Origin of the sequence: Streptomyces sp. NPDC006733, assembly GCF_040636125.1 — a bacterium.
Taxonomy (GTDB): Bacteria; Actinomycetota; Actinomycetes; order Streptomycetales; family Streptomycetaceae; genus Actinacidiphila.
The window spans coordinates 1-16333 of record NZ_JBEYJD010000003.1 but is presented as its reverse complement, the minus strand read 5'-3'; the positions used below and the strand labels follow the sequence as shown (position 1 = coordinate 16333).

The 16333-nt window shown below is 72.7% G+C and carries 10 protein-coding genes; all 10 read left to right on the top strand.

The genetic code is table 11. The annotated features are described in order from the left end of the window. The first annotated feature begins 2 nt into the window (after positions 1 to 2). Positions 3 to 965: an Ada metal-binding domain-containing protein gene (locus ABZ721_RS04140; RefSeq protein ID WP_358787008.1), complete on the top strand. Its 963-nt coding sequence runs from the start codon at positions 3 to 5 to the stop codon at positions 963 to 965. A gap of 39 nt (positions 966 to 1004) precedes the next feature. Continuing rightward, positions 1005 to 2735: a class I adenylate-forming enzyme family protein gene (locus ABZ721_RS04135; RefSeq protein WP_358787007.1), complete on the top strand. Its 1731-nt coding sequence runs from the start codon at positions 1005 to 1007 to the stop codon at positions 2733 to 2735. Between the two features lie 84 nt (positions 2736 to 2819). Next, positions 2820 to 3821 carry a methyltransferase gene (locus ABZ721_RS04130; protein WP_358787006.1) on the top strand — a complete coding sequence of 334 codons (1002 nt, stop codon included), beginning with the start codon at positions 2820 to 2822 and terminating at the stop codon, positions 3819 to 3821. Positions 3822 to 3867: 46 nt separating this feature from the next. Continuing rightward, on the top strand, positions 3868 to 5709 hold the full coding sequence (locus ABZ721_RS04125) for an FAD-dependent monooxygenase (RefSeq protein ID WP_358787005.1): 1842 nt from the start codon (positions 3868 to 3870) through the stop codon (positions 5707 to 5709). Next, positions 5710 to 7404: an FAD-dependent monooxygenase gene (locus ABZ721_RS04120; RefSeq protein ID WP_358787004.1), complete on the top strand. Its 1695-nt coding sequence runs from the start codon at positions 5710 to 5712 to the stop codon at positions 7402 to 7404. After that, positions 7401 to 9377 (top strand): FAD/NAD(P)-binding protein, encoded by a 1977-nt coding sequence (locus tag ABZ721_RS04115; protein ID WP_358787003.1) that lies wholly within the window; start codon positions 7401 to 7403, stop codon positions 9375 to 9377. Before ABZ721_RS04120 ends, ABZ721_RS04115 begins: the two co-directional genes overlap by 4 nt. Then, a complete protein-coding gene (pcaB, locus tag ABZ721_RS04110; protein WP_358787002.1) occupies positions 9374 to 10822 on the top strand; it encodes a 3-carboxy-cis,cis-muconate cycloisomerase in 1449 nt (482 codons plus the stop codon). Before ABZ721_RS04115 ends, pcaB begins: the two co-directional genes overlap by 4 nt. Before the next feature lie 16 nt (positions 10823 to 10838). After that, entirely contained in the window at positions 10839 to 12047 is a 1209-nt protein-coding gene (gene metK / locus ABZ721_RS04105; RefSeq protein WP_358787001.1) for a methionine adenosyltransferase, read from the top strand. A gap of 127 nt (positions 12048 to 12174) precedes the next feature. Beyond that, positions 12175 to 13149, top strand: coding sequence for a carbohydrate kinase family protein (locus ABZ721_RS04100; RefSeq protein ID WP_358787000.1), 975 nt, complete (start codon positions 12175 to 12177; stop codon positions 13147 to 13149). Next, positions 13146 to 16333 (top strand): methionine synthase (gene metH / locus ABZ721_RS04095; RefSeq protein WP_358786999.1); only part of this gene is annotated, 3188 nt, incomplete at its 3' end. The genes ABZ721_RS04100 and metH, both read left to right, overlap by 4 nt.

The following is a 16333-nucleotide window of genomic DNA, read 5'->3' as shown; positions in this document are numbered from 1 at the left end:
CGATGCGGGAGCGAGCGTCCGACGCGGCGCGCAGAACACGACCGGCCGGCCGCTCGCGCCCGCCCCAGGGGGGTGCGGCGGCGGGGCCGCCCCAGACCCGGGAGTTCCCCGACGACGACGCCCGCTGGCGGGCGGTGCTGCGCCGGGACCGGCGCGCCGACGCGGCGTTCTGCTACTCGGTGGTGACCACCGGCACCTACAGCCGGCCCTCCTGCGGGTCCCGGCACGCCCGCCGCGCCAACACCGTGTTCTTCCCCGACCCCCAGGCCGCCGAGCGCGCGGGCTTCCGGCCCTGCCGGCGCTGCCGGCCGGACCAGGCGCTGTACGACCCGCACACCGCCGCGGTCGTCCGGTCGTGCCGGCTGATGGAAGGGCCGGGCCCGGCCCCCTCGCTCAGCGAGCTCGCCGACGCGACCGGCTTCAGCCGGTTCCACTTCCACCGCCTGTTCACCGCCCTGACGGGCGTCACCCCCAAGGCGTACGCCGCCGCCTGCCGCGCCGACCGGCTGCGGCGGGAGATCCCCAGGACCGAGACCATCACCGAGGCCATCTACGAGGCCGGGTTCAACTCCAGCGGCAACTTCTACGCCCTGGCGCAGAACCTGCTGGGCATGACGCCCAGCACCTTCAAGAACCACGGGCGCGGCGAGCGCATCGGCTACGCGCTCGCCGAGTGCGAACTGGGCCTGCTCCTGGTCGGCACGACGTCCGCGGGCATCTGCTCGATCCAGTTCGGCCCCGACGCCCAGACCCTGGTGGAACGGCTGCGCAGCCGGTTCGCGGAATCCGGGCTGACCGCCGCCGACCCCGGGTTCGGCCGCCGGCTGGCCCACGCGCTGCGCGGCGCGGCCCCCCTGGCCGCCGGCGGCGGCATCCCCTGCGACATCCGCACCCGGGCGCTGGGCGAGTGGCTGCGCATCACGCTCAACGCGTCCCGGGCCGGGTCCCTCTGCCCCGAGGGCTGAACGCTCCCCACCGACGGCACGAGTAAGAAAGGCACACGGATGAACCTCCTCGGGACCCACCGCACCGTCACCCAGCGCCTGCGCCTGGCGACGGACCGCCAGCTCGGTGCGGGCGACTTCTTCTGGCACACCTGGCGCACCGCCCGCGACCGGGACCGGCCGATCCTGTTCCACCCCGACACCACGTCACCGACCTGGGACGAGGGCGAGATGCCCGGCGTGTCCCTCAACGACATCCGCGTCACCGCGATCCGCTACGCCCACTGGTACCGCACCCACGGGGTGCGCCCGGCCGCCCACGTCGGGGTCTTCACCCGCGACGGGCTGCTCGGACTGCTGCACCACATCGCGATCACCAGCCTCGGCGCGGTCGCGGTGCACTGCAACCCCGTCATGGCCATCGACACCGCGGCCGAGTACTTCCGCCGCACCAAGGCGACGGTCCTGGTGGGCGACGCGGACCTGCTGGCCGGCTGCGCCGCGTCGTGGTCGGTGCCGGACGCGGCGCCCGACCGGCCGCTGCTGACGGAGGACATCGTCCGGCTCGACGAGACGGCTCCGCTGCCGCCCGCGCCGCTGACCGCGTTCCCCTACCGCCACCAGCCCGACGACCTGGTGATGATCTCGCACTCCTCGGGCACCACCGGGCGGCCCAAGGCCCCGGTCTTCACCCACCGCTCGTTCTTCAACGGCAAGCGCGAACGCCTGTGGACCTTCCCCTCGCTGCGCTCCGACCGGATGCTGACCGCGCTGCCGCACAGCCACTCGGCGGGCATCAGCTACCTCAGCATGGCCCTGATGCTGGGCATCCCGACGCTGCTGCTGGACGGGGCGGACGGCGCCTCGACCGCACGGGCCGTCAACTGGTTCCACCCCACCTTCGTGCTGGGCTTCCCGCTGACCCTGGCCGAGATCGACCCCACCCGCATCACCCCGGAGGCGGCCCGCAACATCCACACCTGGAACGGCATGGGCGACGCCTCCCACGAACGCCACATCCGCCCGCTGACCGCGCTGGGCACCCGCCGCGACGGCAACAAGGCGCTGGCCGGCTCGGCGTACGTCGACGGGCTGGGCTCCTCCGAGATGGGCATGGTGCTGTTCCGGCAGGTCTTCACCCCGCAGTCGGCCCGCTTCGGGCGGCTCATCGGCCGTCCCATCAAGGCCGTGCAGGACGCCGCGGTCCTCGACGAGCAGGGCCGGCCGCTGCCGGACGGCGAGGCCGGACTGCTCGCGGTCCGCACCCCCAGCATCACCCCCGGCTACTGGGACGACCCCGACCTGGGCAAGGAGTCCGTGCGCAACGGCTACTTCCTGACCGGGGACGTCGTCCGCCGCGAGGGCGACGGCCAGTGGTACCACCTCGACCGCACCCCCGACGTGATCCGCACCGCCGACGGCCCGGTGTACAGCCTGCCCCTGGAAGAGGTGGTGCTGCTCACCACCCAGGCGCTGGACGCCGCGGTCGTCGCCGTGGACGACCCCGAGGCCCCCGGGGCCCAGCGGCCGGCCGCCGTGGTCCTGTACGCCGACGGCCCTGGCCCCCACGACGCCCCCGAGGAGCTGCTGGAGCACTGCAACCAGGCGCTGGCCGCACGCGGACTGGCCCCGCTGAGCGCCCTCGTCGTCGCCCCCGACCGCGGCGGCCTGCCGGTCGGCCCGACCGGCAAGGTCCTCAAGCGGCAGCTGCGCACGGCGCACCAGGACCTGCTCAGCCGGCCCGCGGCGGAGGGCACCGCCCGCCGCGCACAGCACCTGCCCACGGCGTAGGGCCGGCCGCACACGCCACCGCCCGCCCCCAGGGCCCGTCCGGCGCCCCCTTGCCACGACCCACCCACCGAAAGGTTCGACGACATGGCCGACGGGCACCCCGCACGCCGCGTGGTGGACATCCTCACCGGCGCTTGGCAGGCCCAAGCGCTCTACGCGGTCGCGGCACTCAACCTCCCCGACCACATCGCCGCCGGCCACACCACGGCCGCGAAGATCGCCGCGGCGGCCGGCTGCGACGAGGACGGCATCGAGCGCCTGCTGCGGCTGGCGACCGCCATGGGCGTCTTCGAGGACACCGCGGACGGCTACCGGCTCACCGCGGTCAGCGAACTGCTGCGCGCGGACGACGCCCGCTCGATGCGCGACATGGCGGTCATCTACGGCGAGGAGTTCCACCGCGCCTGGGGACAGGTGGTCCCCGCACTGCGCACCGGCACCTCCGGGTTCGCCGTGGCCTTCGGCACCCCGCTGCGCGGCTATCTGGAGACGGAACCGGGCGCGGGGGAGAAGTTCCAGAAGGCGATGAACGCCGGCAACGTGTTCTTCCCCGACGTCCTGGCGGCCCACGACTTCACCGCCTGCCGCACCGTCGTCGACGTCGCCGGGGGCAGCGGGATGCTGCTGGCCACCGTCCTGCGCGCCCACCCGCAGCTGCGCGGTGTGCTGTTCGACCTGCCGCACATGACCCCCGTCGCACGCGAGCACCTGCTGGGCGCGGTGGGGCCCGACCGCTGGCAGACGGTCGCCGGGGACGTCTTTCGCGAGGTCCCGCCGGGGGCGGATGTGTATCTGCTCTCCCGGGTCCTGCAGGACTGGGACGACGAGCGGTGCGTGCGGATGCTCTCCGTCATCCGCCGGGCGATGCCCGCGGCCGGCCGGCTGCTGATCGTGGAGCGGGTCATCCCCACGGACGGCTCCGGGCTGCTGGCCCTGCTGTGGGACCTGCACCTGCTCATGGCCGCCGGCGGCCGCGAACGCACCCTCGACGGCTACCGGGCCGTCCTGGACGGCGCCGGGCTGCGACTGGAATCCGTCACCCCGATGGCCCTCGAAACGAGCCTGCTGGTCGCGGCACCGGCGTAGCCCGGGGTCCGGCCGGCCCGCGACAACGCGAACCGAAGGAAGCGTGATGAACTCATCCCGTCGACCCGATCCGGCCGACCGGCACACCCCCGTACTCATCGTGGGCGGAGGCGGGTCGGGGCTCACGGCCTCCCTGGCCCTGTCCGGGCTCGGCGTCAGCTCCCTGCTCGTCGAACGCCACCCCGGGACCTCGACGCTGCCCAAGGCGCACCTGCTCAACGCCCGCACCATGGAGGTGTTCGGGCAGCTCGGCGTGGCCGACGACATCTACCGCGAAGGCGCCCCGCCGCAGAACTGCGGGGCGATGGTGTGGCTGTCCAGCCTGGGCGGCGACGCACCCTACGACCGCAAGGTGCTCCACCGCACCAGCGCCTACGGCGGCGGGGAACTGGCCGAACGCTACGCCCGCGCCTCCGCCTACCCGCACGCCAACCTCGGCCAGCGGTGGCTGGAGCCGCTGCTGCGCCGGCACGCGGAGGAACGGGGCCCCGGGCAGCTGCTCTTCCACCACGAGCTGGTCGGACTCGACGAGGACGCGGACGGGGTCACCGCCACCGTGCGGGACCGCACCGCCGACCGGACGTTCCGGATCCGGGCCGGGTACGTGATCGCCGCCGACGGCGGCAAGACCGTCAGCCGGCTGCGCGGCATCCGCATGACGGGCACCCCGACGTTCCTGGAGTGGATCAACCTGCATGTGCGGGCGGACTTCTCGCAGTTCATCCCGTACGACGACGCCGTCGTCAACCGCGTGTCGAGCCTGTCGGACGACGGGACGCTGGAGCACTGCGGCGTGGTGCCGATGGGACCGCGCCGCTGGGGGCGGCACTCCGAGGAGTGGACGCTGATGTTCTCCCGGCCGCCCGGCGCCGAGGGCGCGGCCGCCCTCGACGACGAGACGATCGTCAAGATGGTGCGCCGCACCCTGAAACTCCCCGACGACCACCCCATGGACGTCCGCAGCATCAGCCGCTGGCCGGTGGAGGGCACCGTCGCCGAGCGCTTCCGCTCCGGCCGGGTCCTGCTCGTCGGTGACGCCGCCCACCGCCATCCGCCGTCCGGCGCGCTGGGTCTGAACACCGGCGTCCAGGACGCCCACAACCTCGCCTGGAAGCTCGCCCACGTCCTCGACGGGCGGGCCGAGCCCGCGCTGCTCGACAGCTACGAGGCCGAGCGCCGCCCGGTGGCCGAACGGGTCGTGGAGCGGGCGCTGTACTCGCTGTTCAACCAGATCGCGTTCACCTCGGGCACCGGGGTGGTGCAAGGAGCCCGCCCGGAGTGGAACCGCGCCCAGATGACGGCGCTGTTCTCCGACACTCCCGACGGCGCGACCCGGCGGGCCGTGCAGCGCGAGTACTTCGCCACCAACCGCATCACCACCGAGCACCTGGGCCTGGAGATGGGCTACGACTACGCGGACGCCGGCTTCGTCGGCGACGACGGCACCGAGCGCCCCGTACAGGACCCGCTCGGCCTGGAGTACGTCCAGGGCGCCCGCCCCGGGGCCCGGCTGCCGCACGCCTGGCTGCGCCACGCCGGGCAGCGGATCTCCACCCACCACCTGCTCACCGGCGGCTCGTTCCTGCTGCTCGCCGGCTCGGCCGGCGCCCCCTGGCTCGCGGCCGCCGAGAAGCTGGCGGACACCTGCGGGGTCCCGGTGACCGCGTACGCCGTCGGAACCGGCGACGGGCCCTGGGACGACGACGGCGCCTGGACGGAGCTGCGCGGTCACGGCGACGAGGGAGCGGTCCTGGTCCGCCCGGACGGCCATGTCGCGATGCGCTGGCTGGCGGGGCAGGTCCGGCCCGCCGCCGCCCTGGGCGCGGCCCTCGACCTCGCGCTGGCACGCGGTGCGCGCGCGGCGGTCCGACCGGGAGGGCGTGACTAGATGAGTGAACGGCTGCGGACTCCCGTCGCGATCGCCGGCGGCGGACCGGTCGGACTGATGCTCGCCCTCTTCCTCGACCACCACGGCATCCCCAGCACGGTCTTCGGCACCGGCCGGCCCCGGCGCGACGAGCCGCGCGGCGCCACCCACGACGCGCGGACGATGGAGCACTACCGGCGGCTGGGTCTGTCCGGCCCGATCCGGCGGCTCGGCCTGCCCGGCGGCCACCCCACCGACATCGCCTACTTCACCCGGTACAACACCCCCGAGATGTCCCGGCTGCCGCAGCCCACCTTGACCCAGCGGCTGCGGCAGGTCGCGGCGGCCCCGCGCACCGACCAGCTCCCCGAGCCGGTCCACCGCGCCGACCAGACGTCCGTCGAGGACTTCCTCGCCGAGCACGCCAGGACCCGCCCCAACATCAGCCTGTGCGGCGGCCGGCAGATCACCGGGCTCGATCAGGACGCCGAGCAGGTCCGCGTCCGCGCCGGGCACCCGGGCCACCCCGACGAGGAGTGGGTCGCGTCGTACGCCGTCGTCAGCGACGAAGGGCCCGACTTCGTCCAGCAGGAGCTGGGCATCCACTACGAGGGCCGTCCCGCCGGGCCGCCCGGCCGGCCGGACACCGCACCCCGGGGGACCGCGGCGCACCTGCGCCTGCCCACCTTCCACCACGAGGTGCTCGCCGGGCGGCCCGCCGGAAGCTACTGGGCGATGAACGCCGACCTCCTCGCCAACCTCGTCGCGCTCAACGGGAAGGACGAGTTCCTGCTGCTGACCAGTTCGGTGGACCCCGACACCGCCGACGCGACCCGACTCACCGACCTGGTCCGCCGGGCCGCGGGCACCGACCTGCCCGTCGAGGTGCTCGGCCACAGCTCCTGGTCGCCCGGCGCGTCGCTGGTCGCGGAGCGCTTCGTCAAAGGACGCGTCCTGCTGGCGGGCGACGCCGCCCACCCGTCGACCCCGGACGGCGGGTTCGCACTGAACACCGGGGTCGACGACGCCGCCAACCTCGCCTGGAAACTCGCCGCCGTCCTGCAGGGCTGGGGCGGCCCGGACCTGCTCGCGACGTACGGCAGCGAACGCCGGCCGATCGCGCTGCGCAACACCGCCGCCGCCCGGGAACTGCACCACGCGGTCGCCGGGATCGAGCGGCCGGCCGCCCTGGACGCCGACACCCCCGAGGGCGTGGAGGCCCGCGACCGGGTCGGCGGCCTGCTGCGCTGCCACGGCGAACGCACGGACTCCATCGGGGTCCAGCTCGGCGTCCGCTACGACGGATCACCGATCATCGCCCCCGACGCGGACGCCGAGACCCCGGGCGACCCCTGGGGCCTGTACCTGCCGACGAGCGTGCCCGGCGGCCGCACCCCCCACCTGTGGCTGGACGACTGGCACGGGCAGGGCAGCTCCCTGTTCGACCGCTTCACGCCCGGCTACACCCTGCTGCGCCTCGGTCCCGAACCCCCCAGCGGCAAACCGCTGCTCGCCGCGGCCCAGGCGCACGGCATGCCCTTGCAGATATTGGACGTCGAGGACCGGCCCGCCCGTGACCTGTACGAACGGGACCTGGTCCTCATCCGACCGGACCAGCACGTCGCCTGGCGCGGGAACCAGCTGCCCACCGACCCGGGCGATCTGGTGGCACGAGTGACCGGGGCCGGACGGCCCACGACCGGGAGGCGGATATGACCGCACGAGATCTGGAAATCTGCGTGGTGGGCGCGGGACCGCGCGGACTGTCGGTCCTGGAACGGCTCTGCGCCAACGAACGCGCCCGCCCGTCCCACCGATCGGTCGTCATCCACGTCGTCGACCCCTTCCCGCCCGGCCCCGGGCGGGTCTGGCGGACCACGCAGTCCGCGCTGCTGCTGATGAACACCGTCGCCTCGCAGGTCACCGTCTTCACGGACGACAGCGTCGAGATGGACGGGCCCGTCGAACACGGCCCCAGCCTGTACGAATGGGCCCGGTCCGCCGTGCTGGCGGACCGCACGGACCGCTACGACGACCGCACCCGGGCCGAGGCCCGCGACCTCGCCCCCGACTCCTACCCCACCCGCGCCTTCTACGGCCGCTACCTCGCGGACGTCTACCAGCAGGTGCGGGACAGGGCGCCGGACCACTGCACCGTGCGCGAACACCGCACCCGGGCCGTGGCGCTGGAGGACACCGGCGGTGTCCCCGGCACCGCGCAGACCCTCACCCTGGCCGACGGCACCCGGCTGCGGGGGCTGGACGCCGTCGTCCTGGCCCAGGGGCACGTACCGTCCCGCCCGACCGCCCGCGAGGAGGAGTGGGCCCGCACCGCCGCCGCCCACGGCCTGACGTACCAGGGCCCGGCCAACCCCGCCGACCTCGACCTGTGCGCCGTCAAGGCCGGACAGACCGTCCTGGTGCGGGGGTTGGGGCTGAACTTCTTCGACCAGATGGCCCTGCTCACCCGCGGGCGCGGCGGCACCTTCGAACCGCGGCCGGACGGCACGCTCGTCTACCACCCGTCGGGACAGGAGCCGCACATCCGGGCCGGCTCCCGGCGCGGCCTGCCCTACCACGCACGCGGCGAGAACGAGAAGGGCGCGCACGGGCGGTACATCCCCCGGGTGCTCACTCCGCTGACGATCGGCCGGCTGCGCCGCCGCGCCGTCGACGCCGAGCGCGTCCACTTCGGAACGGACCTGTGGCCGCTGATCGCCAAGGAGGTCGAGAGCGTCTACTACGAGACGCTGCTGATCGCGCGCGGCCAGACCACCGCCGCCCTGAGCTTCGTCCGCCGCTACCTGGGGGCGGAAGCCGGAGAGAGCGAACGGATCGTGCTCGACGACTTCGGCATCGCCGAAGGCGACCGCTGGAACTGGAAGGCCCTGTCCCGGCCGCTCGCGGACCGCCGGTTCGACGAGCGCCACACCTTCCGGGACTGGCTCCTCGACCACCTGGCGCAGGACGTGCGCGACGCCCGGGCCGGCAACCTCAGCGGACCGGTCAAAGCGGCCCTGGACGTGCTGCGGGATCTGCGCAACGAGATCCGGCTCGCGGTCGACCACGGCGGCCTGGAGGGCAACTCCTACCGCGACGACCTCCAGGGCTGGTACACCCCGCTCAACGCCTACCTGTCCATCGGCCCGCCCGTCTCGCGCATCGAGGAACTGCGGGCCCTGATCGAGGCCGGGGTGGTGGACATCATCGGCCCGGACCTGGAGATCGGGATCGACACCGGCCGCCACCCCGCGTTCGTGGCCGTCTCCAAAACCCTCGGCACCGAACCCGTCCGCTCCGGCGTCCTGATCGAGGCCCGGCTGCCGGAACCCGACCTCCGGCGCACCGGCGACGCCCTGCTGCGCCATCTGCTCACCAGCGGACAGGCCGTCCCGTACCGGCTGGAGGGAAGCTGCGGCACCGAGTACGAGACCGGAGGCCTGGCCGTCACCGAACGCCCCTACCGCACGGTGGACGTCCACGGCCGCGCCCACCCCCGGCGCTTCGCCTACGGCGTCCCCACCGAATCCGTGCACTGGGTGACGGCGGCCGGGATCCGGCCCGGCGTCAACTCCGTGACACTCGGCGACTCCGACGCCATCGCCCACGCGGTGCTGGCCCTGGTCCCCGCCCGGGCCGGCCGCGGTGCCGGGCACTACCACGACGGCCTGGCGGAGGTGGCGTCATGAGCGAGGACTTCGACGGCGGAACCGACAGCGGGCTGCTGTCCCCGGTACGCGTCGGCGTTCTGGTCGAGGAGGCGGTCTGCGACCGCGCGTGGCTCCAGGCGATGCTCGACGCGGAGGCGGCGCTGGCCCGCGCCCAGGCGGCGCTGGGCACGATGCCCGCACCGGCCGCCGAGGCGATCACCCGCGCCGCCCGCGCCGAGCGGATGGACCTGCGCGCGCTGGCCCGGGCCTGCCGGGAGACCGCCAACCCCGTCGTGGGCCTGGTCCAGGCCCTCACCGCGGCGGTCGCGGCCACCGACCCCGCCGCGGCCGAGTACGTGCACCGGGGATCGACCAGCCAGGACGTCCTGGACACCGGCGTCATGCTGGTGTGCCGCGACGCGCTGCGGCTGATCGGCGCCGACCTGGAGCGGACCGCCGCGGACCTGGCCCTGCTCGCCGAACAGCACCGCGGCAGCGTCATGGCGGGCCGCACCCTGGCCCTGCACGCGGTCCCGACCACGTTCGGACTCAAGGCCGCGGGCTGGCGGGCCCTGGTCCTGGACGCCGGATTCCGGCTGCGCGCCGTGGAGCGGACGCTGCCGGTCTCGCTCGGCGGCGCGGCGGGCACCCTGGCCGGCTACCTGGAGTACGCGACGCCCGACGGTCCGCCGGACGACCCGGATCGCTATGTCGACCTGCTCGTCGACCGGTTCGCCGCCGAGACCTCCCTGGCCCGCCCGGTCCTGCCCTGGCACGCGCTGCGCACCCCCGTCGCGGACGTGGCGGCGGCTCTGGCCTTCACCGCCGGGGCGCTGGGGAAGATCGCCGCCGATGTGCAGGTGCTGACCCGGACCGAGATCGGCGAGGTCACCGAGCCCGCCGTCGCCGGGCGCGGCAGCTCCTCGGCGATGCCCCACAAACGCAACCCCGTGCTGGCGACCCTCATCCGCAGCGCGGCCCTGCAGGTCCCCCTGCTGGCCACCGGACTGACCCAGTGCCTGATCTCCGAGGACGAGCGCTCGGCCGGCCCCTGGCACGCCGAATGGCTGCTGCTGCGCGAGAGCCTGCGGCTGACGGGCGGCGCCGCCCACACGGCCGCCGAGCTCGCCGCCGGACTTGTCGTCAGCCCCGGCCGGATGCGCGAGAACCTGGCGCTGACCGGCAGCCAGGTGGTGACCGAACGCCTGGCGGCGGTCCTGGCCCCGCACCTGGGCCGGGCCCGCGCCAAGGCCCTGCTCAGCGCCGCCTCCCGGACGGCCGTCCAGGACGGTCGGCCGCTGTCCGACCTCCTGCGCGCGGACCCGGACGTCGCCCGCTGCCTCGACGACAAGGCCCTGGAGAACCTGCTCGACCCCACCGCCTACACCGGCGCCGCCGAAGCGCTCGTCACCCGGGCCCTGGCCGCACCGTCCCCGTTCGCCACCGCACCGACCACGCCCGGCACCGAACCGACCACCCGCTGACCGAAGGACCTTACTGATGTCGACACGCCTGTTCACCTCCGAGTCCGTGACCGAAGGCCACCCTGACAAGATCGCCGACCAGATCAGCGACACCATCCTGGACGCCCTGCTGGAGCAGGACCCCACCGCCCGGGTCGCCGTCGAAACCCTGATCGCCACCGGTCAAGTGCACATCGCGGGCGAGGTGACCACGTCCGCCTACGTGCCCATCGACCAACTCGTGCGCGCCAAGATCCTGGAGATCGGCTACGACTCCTCGCTGAAGGGCTTCGACGGCGCGTCGTGCGGCGTCTCGGTCTCCCTCGGCAGCCAGTCACCCGACATCGCCCAGGGCGTCGACCACGCCTACGAACACCGCACCGGCGACAAGGACGGCGAACTCGACCAGCAGGGTGCGGGCGACCAGGGCCTGATGTTCGGCTACGCCACGGACGAGACCCCCAACCTGATGCCGCTGCCCATCGAACTGGCCCACCGGCTCTCCCGCCGCCTCTCCCAGGCCCGCAGGGACGGCTCGATCCCCTACCTGCGACCGGACGGCAAGACGCAGGTCACCATCGAGTACCGGGGCAGCCGGCCGGTACGGCTCGACACCGTCGTCGTGTCCTCGCAACACGCCGCCGACATCAGCCTCGACGGCCTGCTGACCCCGGACATCCGCGAGTACGTCGTCGACCACGTCCTGGCCGAACTCGCCAACGAGGGCATCAAGCTCGACACGGAGGGCCACCGGCTGCTCGTCAACCCCACCGGACGCTTCGAGATCGGCGGTCCGATGGGCGACGCGGGACTGACCGGCCGGAAGATCATCATCGACACGTACGGCGGGATGGCCCGGCACGGCGGGGGTGCCTTCTCCGGCAAGGACCCGTCGAAGGTGGACCGGTCGGCCGCGTACGCGATGCGCTGGGTGGCCAAGAACGTCGTCGCCTCCGGGCTCGCGGAGCGCTGCGAGGTCCAGGTCGCCTACGCGATCGGCAAGGCCGAACCCGTGGGCCTGTTCGTCGAGACCTTCGGCACCGCCAAGGTCGCCGTCGACCGCATCGAGCACGCCATCGCCACCGTCTTCGACCTCCGTCCGGCTGCCATCATCCGCGACCTGGACCTGCTGCGTCCGATCTACGCCCAGACGGCCACGTACGGCCACTTCGGCCGGGAGCACCCCGACTTCACCTGGGAGCGCACCGACCGCGCCGCAGCCCTGCGCGAGGCCGCAGGCCTCTGACCGCGGGCTCCCGACCCCCGGCGCCGGGAAACCGGCCCCCACACCGCCCCTCCGGCCGTCCCACTACCCGAAGGACAGGTACCCCCACACCGGACGACCCCCATCCACAGGAAGAGGAGATGACGTCGTGCGTATCGCCGTCACCGGATCGATCGCCACCGACCACTTGATGGTCTTCCCCGGACGTTTCGCCGACCAACTGATGCCCGACCACCTCGACCGGGTCTCCCTGTCCTTCCTCGCCGACACCCTGGAGGTGCGGCGCGGGGGAGTGGCCGCCAACATCGCCGTCGGCCTGGCCCGACTGGGCCTGCGGCCCGTGCTCGTCGGCGCGGCGGGCAAGGACTTCGCCGACTACGACGCATGGCTGCGCGAGACCGGGGTGGACACCGGATCCGTCCGCGTCAGCGAAACCCTCCACACCGCCCGGTTCGTGTGCACCACCGACGCCGACCAGAACCAGATCGCCACGTTCTACGCCGGCGCCATGTCCGAGGCGAAGCACATCGACCTCGCCCCGGTCGCCGGAACCGCCGAACTGGCCGTGATCGCACCCGACGACATCGACGCCATGCTGCGCCACACCGACGAGTGCCGACGCCTCGGCCTGCCGTTCGCCGCCGACCCCTCCCAGCAGCTGGCCCGCCTCGACGGCGAGCAGGCCCGACGCCTGGTGAAGGGCGCCACCTACCTGTTCACCAACGAGTACGAAGCGGCGCTGCTCCAAGAGCGCACCGGGTGGACCGCGGAGCAGGTGCTCCAGCAGGTCGGCACCTGGATCACCACCCTGGGCCCCGGCGGGGTCGTCATCACGCGCCAGGACCAGCCCCCGCTGAACGTCCCCGCGGTACTGACCCTGACCCCCGGCGACCCCACCGGCGTGGGTGACGGCTTCCGGGCGGGGTTCCTGGCCGGCACCGGTGCCGGACTGTCCCTCGAACCGGCGGCACAGCTCGGTTGCGTCCTCGCCACCGCGGTCCTCGAATCCGTCGGCCCCCAGGAGTACAAGCTCGGCGCCGTCGAACTGCTGCACCGGCTGGAGCGCACGTACGGCGTGGCCGCCGCGGTCGAGATCGAGCCCGCCCTTGCGGGGCTGTCATGACCGGCCGGGGACGCGACCTGCGCCGGGCGTTCGCGACCAGGGTGGTCGTGGGCGACGGCGCTATGGGCACGATGTTGCAGGCGCAGGATCCGTCGCTGGACGACTTCGAGAATCTGGAGGGGTGCAACGAGGTTCTGAACGTGACCCGTCCGGACATCGTGCGGTCGGTGCACGAGGAGTACTTCGCGGCGGGTGTGGACTGCGTCGAGACGAACACGTTCGGGGCGAACCTGGCGGCGCTGGGGGAGTACGACATCCCGGGCCGCATTCACGAGCTGTCGGTTGCCGGCGCGCGATTGGCGCGTGAGGTGGCGGACGACTTCGCGACGCCGGACCGCCCGCGCTGGGTGCTCGGCTCCGTCGGCCCCGGCACGAAGCTGCCAACCCTCGGCCACGCGCCGTACGCAGTGCTCCGGGACGGTTACGAGGCCAACGTGGCCGGACTGGTGGAAGGCGGCGCGGACGCGATCCTGGTGGAGACCAGTCAGGATCTGCTCCAGACCAAGGCCGCGGTCCTGGGAGCGCACCGCGCGATGCGGAAGTTGGGGACCGTACTGCCGATCATCACGCATGTGACCGTCGAGACGACGGGCACGATGCTGCTCGGGTCGGAGATCGGTGCGGCGCTCACCGCGCTGGAGCCGCTGGGCATCGACATGATCGGCCTGAACTGCGCGACGGGCCCGGCCGAGATGGGCGAGCACCTGCGGTATCTGGCGCAGCACGCGCGGATCGCCGTCTCGTGCATGCCGAACGCCGGCCTGCCGGTGTTGGGCAAGGACGGGGCGCACTACCCGCTGTCGCCGGAGGAGTTGGCCGACGCGCACGAGACGTTCGTGCGCGAGTACGGGTTGTCGCTGGTGGGGGGTTGCTGCGGCACGACGCCGGAGCACCTGCGGCAGGTCGTCGAGCGGGTCAGGGGGCTGGAGGTCATACCGCGCAACCCGGCATTCGAGCCGGGTGCCGCGTCGCTGTACCAGTCGGTGTCCTTCCGGCAGGACGCGTCGTATCTCGCGATCGGTGAGCGGACGAACGCCAACGGGTCGAAGAAGTTCCGTGAGGCGATGTTGGAGGGCCGCTGGGACGACTGCGTGGAGATGGCCCGCGACCAGATCCGCGAGGGTGCGCACCTGCTCGACCTGTGCGTGGACTACGTCGGCCGCGACGGGGCTGCGGATATGGCCGAGGTGGCGGGGCGTTTCGCCACCGCTTCCACCCTGCCGATCGTGCTGGACTCCACCGAGGTGCCGGTGTTGCGGGCGGGGTTGGAGAAGCTGGGCGGGCGGGCCGTCATCAACTCGGTCAACTACGAGGACGGCGACGGACCTGACTCACGTTTCGCGCAGGTGACCGCGCTGGCCTCCGAGCACGGTGCCGCGCTGATCGCGCTGACCATCGATGAGGAAGGCCAGGCCCGCACCAGCGAGCACAAGGTTGCCGTCGCCGAACGCCTTATCAACGATCTCACGACCAATTGGGGGATCAACGAGTGCGACATCCTCGTGGACTGCCTGACGTTCACGATCGCGACGGGTCAGGAGGAGTCCCGCAAGGACGGGATCGCCACGATCGAGGCGATTCGTGAGCTGAAGCGCCGGCATCCGCTGGTGCAGACGACGCTGGGCCTGTCGAACATCTCCTTCGGCCTGAACCCGGCCGCCCGCGTCGTCCTGAACTCGGTCTTCCTCAATGAGTGCGTCGAGGCCGGCCTGGATTCCGCGATCGTGCACGCGGCGAAGATCGTGCCGATTGCGCGGATCCCGGAGGAGCAGCGGGAGATCGCGCTGGATCTGGTCTACGACCGGCGGCGGGAGGGCTACGACCCGCTCCAGGCCTTCTTGGAGGCGTTCGAGGGCGTCGACATGAAGTCCGTGAAGGCCGGGCGGGCGGAGGAGTTGGCGGCGCTGCCGCTGGACGAGCGGTTGCAGCGGCGAATCATCGACGGGGAGAAGAACGGCCTGGAGGGCGATCTCGATGAGGCGCTGACCGGGCAGTCGGCTCTGCAGATCGTCAACGACACCCTGCTGGAGGGCATGAAGGTCGTCGGCGAGCTGTTCGGCTCCGGCCAGATGCAGCTGCCGTTCGTACTCCAGTCGGCTGAGGTCATGAAGACCGCTGTCGCCTATCTCGAACCGCATATGGAGAAGTCCGACGCGGAGGGCAAGGGCACGATCGTGCTCGCGACCGTGCGCGGGGACGTGCATGACATCGGCAAGAACCTGGTCGACATCATCCTGTCCAACAACGGCTACAACGTCGTGAACCTCGGTATCAAGCAGCCGGTGGCGGCCATCCTGGAGGCGGCGACCGAGCACAGGGCCGACGTGATCGGCATGTCCGGGCTCCTCGTGAAATCCACCGTGATCATGAAGGAGAACCTCCAGGAGCTCAACGCCCGCAAGATGGCCGCCGACTACCCCGTCATCCTCGGCGGCGCCGCGCTCACCCGCGCCTACGTCGAGCAGGATCTGCACGAGATCTACGAGGGCGAGGTCCGCTACGCCCGTGACGCCTTCGAGGGCCTGCGGCTGATGGACGCGCTGATCGCCGTCAAGCGCGGCGTGCCCGGGGCGGTGCTGCCCGAGCTGAAGCAGCGGCGGGTCGCCGCCCGTCCCGCGCTCGTTGTCGAGGAGCCGGACGAGGAACGCGGTTCGGTCCGCTCGAACGTGGTCGTCGACAACCCGGTCCCCACGCCGCCGTTCTGGGGCACCCGCATCATCAAGGGCACCCCGCTCAAGGACTACGCGGCCTGGATCGACGAGGCCGCGCTCTTCAAGGGCCAGTGGGGGTTGAAGTCCACGCGTGGTGACGGCCCCTCGTACGAGGAGTTGGTGGAGAGCGAGGGCCGGCCGCGGTTGCGGATGTGGCTGGACCGGTTGCACACGGAGAACATGCTGGAGGCGGCGATCGTCTACGGCTACTTCCCGTGCGTGTCCAAGGGCGATGACCTGATCATCCTGGGTGAGGACGGTGGGGAGCGGACCCGGTTCACTTTCCCGCGCCAGCGGCGTGGGCGGCGGTTGTGCCTGGCGGACTTCTTCCGTCCGGAGGACTCCGGTGAGGTCGACGTGATCGAGATGCAGGTGGTCACGGTCGGCAACCGGGTCTCGGTGGCGGCGAACGAGATCTTCGCCGCGAACGCCTACCGCGACTACATGGAGCTGCACGGTCTGTCGGTGCAGTT